At 71.3% G+C, this 3,384-nt stretch carries 2 protein-coding genes; one reads left to right on the forward strand and one right to left on the reverse strand.

The window, feature by feature from the left end:
• Positions 1-150: 150 nt before the first annotated feature.
• Positions 151-1,410, reverse strand: coding sequence for a hypothetical protein (locus VF794_RS03670; protein WP_414640867.1), 1,260 nt, complete (start codon positions 1,408-1,410; stop codon positions 151-153).
• A 337-nt stretch (positions 1,411-1,747) separates the two neighbouring features.
• On the opposite strand from VF794_RS03670, the gene VF794_RS03675 reads away from it, so the two are divergent.
• A partial coding sequence (locus VF794_RS03675) for a trehalase family glycosidase (RefSeq protein WP_331107754.1) occupies positions 1,748-3,384 on the forward strand: 1,637 nt, incomplete at its 3' end.

Here is a 3,384-nt window from a genome sequence, read left to right on the forward strand (position 1 = left end):
TAGCAGAGATGAGAGGCACCTCCAGTTTGCCGCCGGTCCGAGCCGCCCACGACTCGTCGCGTACCGCGCGGACGGACTGTCCGGTTCAACACCCGACCGCTGGAGTCCGGTGCCTGCCTGCCTGCTCAGGCACCGGATGAGCCCATCGACTCAGGTGCCGTTGGCCGGCTCGGCGGTGGGATCCACCAGCGGCTCCGGCATGGTCCACAGGGCCGAGGGCGCACCATATGCCTGGTCGAAGGCGTAGAGGATGCCGGTCCAGCGGTCCCAGAAGACGGCCCAGCTGTACTCGGTGGGCGGCGAGGTCAGGAGGCTGCCGTCCCGATCCGGCTGGCTGTACGCGTAGTCGGTGTAGGTCCACTCCAGGGTGCCGAAGTCCGTCTTGAGCATCGGCGTGAGGGCCTCCAGGAACGCGGAGCGGGAGACCTCGTCCAGGTGGGGCACGGCCGGGGTGAAGACGGGCTGCGCCATGTCGTGCTGCTCTCGCCAGGCCACGTAGTTGTTGCCCAGGGCGATGAACGCATCGCGCTCGGCGGGCGTGGGCGCCCGACGAGCCTCCTCATACAGGGCGAAGGCCGCCACCAGCAGGCTCTTCCAGTGCATGCCCGGGAAGAGGTTCGCCATCTCGTGGGGCCGGGGCGTGTCGTTCACGTGCGCGAGCCCGTACTCGTAGGCCCGCCGCGACTCCTCGGGCACCGCGTCCTGGAGCGAGAACTCGGAGAGCACGCGCTCGGACGTCACCTCTCCGACGACGCCCCGGCGCCAGTCGAGGTACAGGCGTGCCGAGCCGCCGATGTCCGTGAAGATGGCCAGGTTGCCCTCGTGCAGGGTGTGCTCCAGCGTGAGGACCATGGCCTCGGCCTTGTCGAGCGGATGGACGGCCGGCGCGCTCCAGTAGAGCGAGGCGAAGCGCGAGGCGGTGGTGCCGAAGGTGCGGGGATCCACCAGGGCCCTCCCGTTCATGGCGCGGGTGAGCGAGGCGATGGAGGCCGCCGCGTCGAGGGGCACGCCATACACCATGAGCTCCAGGGAGAGGCGCTCGACGCCGAGCCGCGCTTCACCGGAGAGACCCAACCGGTCGAGCGCGTGGACCAGCGAGAGGGAGGGCTGCCCTCGGGCCGCGTCGATCATCCGCCGCGCCAGGGCCGCGCCGAGCATGCCCTGGCCACCCGTCCGCGAGGCATGGGGCGCGAAGACGAACCAGTTGGGGCGGACGTTGCTGCTGCCGCCGGGCTGGAGGCTCGGGTCGAGCAGGGAGCCCAGCTCGTAGGCGATCTCGATGTACCCCAAGGTGATGCGGCGGTTGTCCTCCAGGGGCGTGGGGCTCTCGTCGGCGCGAGCCGGCGGTGCCCAGGACAGCGCGGCCAACATCAGCACGGAGGTGGCGAGGGAGTGGAACGACGGACGCACGAGGAATCTCCGGGGTGGGGGACACGGGTGGGTGTGGAGGGCAGGGTAGTCGGCGCGCGCGGCGCTCCAAGTCGTCGCGGGGTGACACGCGGGAAGACGTCGGACCGCCAACCTTGCGGGGTGCTCGTCGGATTCTTGGAGCCGCAACGAACATATCCGCACGGCTGCCGGGAGAGCTGCCCCCACGACAGGAGTGCGGCGGGCGCGGCGGACTCGTGTACTTTGCGGCCCGCTTTCTCGCCGAAGGTCGAAAGTGCCCACGTCCCGGTCGCCCTCCCTCCGCCGTCTCCCTCCCTCCCTCCTGCTGGCTCCCACTCCCGCCCAGACGACGCCGGGCGTGCTCTCCGTCACCACGGCGACCGCGCGCCTCGCCTACGACGTGCTGGCGGCCCTGGATCTCGACGGCGATGGCCGCCTCACCGACCGCGACGCCGAGCGCGCGCGGGAGTCCGGGCTGCGCTTCGCGGTGGACCTGGAGCTGGCCCCGGGCGTGCGTCTGGAGCTGGCCGGGGCGGAACGGCTCGCGCATGCCGCCGACGTCCTCGCCGAGGAGATCCTCGAAGGGCGGGGCGAGGCGCTCGGGCTTCCCGTGGAGCGGATGCTGGCGTCGCGCACCTCCACGCTGCGGCGGTTGATCGACCAGGGCTGGGACGGGCTCGTCCGCCGCTCCGATCGCGCCGGGGAGCTGAAGAAGGCCCTCGCGGTGATGCCGGTGAAGGACCCCCAGGGCCGGCAGCGCGTCTACGTCCCCGCGCGAGATCGCAAGGCCCTGAAGAAGCTGCGCGCCGAGGCCCGTCGCTCCGGAGACCTGGAGCTGGTGCCGCTCCAGCGACCGCGCGCTTCCGAGGACTGGAACGCCCTCATGCGCGCGCCGGGGATGCTCTACCTCCCGCGCCCGTACATCGTTCCGGGCGGACGCTTCGTGCAGATGTTCGGCTGGGACAGCTACTTCAACGCCCGGGGGGCCCTGGCCTCGGAGCGCTATGAGCTCGCCCGGGATCTGCTCGAGAACCAGCTCTACGAGATCGAGCACTACGGGAAGATCCCCAACTCGAACCTCAGCTACCACCTGTCGCGCACGCAGCCGCCGCTCATGCCCCGGCTCGCGCTGTCGCTCCACGAGGTCCGTGAGGATCGGCGCCTGCTCAAGCGGGTGGTGAAGGCGGCCGAGCAGGAACTCGACGAGGTCTTCCGCACCGGGCCTCGCGCCACCCCGAGCGGGCTCTCCCGCTACAAGGACGACGCCGAGGGCCCCGACGCCGAGGACCTGTCCGCCTTCTACGCCGACTCGCGGCCGGACGACGCCGGGTTCCACCGCCACGACCGGGCCATCCGCGAGAGCGGCTGGGACATGTGCCACCGCTTCGGCGAGGCCACGCACCACCATGAGCCGGTGTGCCTCAACTCGCTGCTGTTCCAGTACGAGACCGACCTCGCCCGGCTCCTGCGCCTGGTGGAGGGCGAGGACTCCCTGAAGGCGGCCCGGTACACGCGCGAGGCGAGGGCGCGGGTGCGCACCATGCGCGCGCGCTTCTGGGACGCCGAGCGGGGGATGTTCTTCGACCATGACTCCGTGGCCGGGCGCCGCTCCCGGTACGAGTGCCTCGCCACCTTCTATCCGCTGTGGACGGGCTGGGCATCACGCGAGGAGGCCGCTTCCGTGGCCGCCGCGCTCCCGCGTTTCCTCCACGCGGGCGGCCTGACCTCCAGCTCCCAGGCGTCGCGCGAGGCCGCGGGCGGAGAGGATCTCCAGTGGGACTGGCCCTTCGGCTGGGCGCCGCACCAGATCATCGCGGTGGAGGGGCTGCGCCGCTATGGCTTCCACGCCGAGGCCGATGCGGTGGCCTACCGCTGGCTGTCCATGGTGTTGGACATCGCGGGGAGCCACAACGGCCTCATCAAGGAGAAGTACGACGTGGTGAGACGGTCGGCCGAGGTGGCCGTCGAGTACGGCAACCAGGGCGCGGATCGCGG

It is taken from the genome of Archangium sp. (genome assembly GCF_036389735.1).
In the GTDB taxonomy this organism is placed as follows: Bacteria; Myxococcota; Myxococcia; order Myxococcales; family Myxococcaceae; genus Archangium.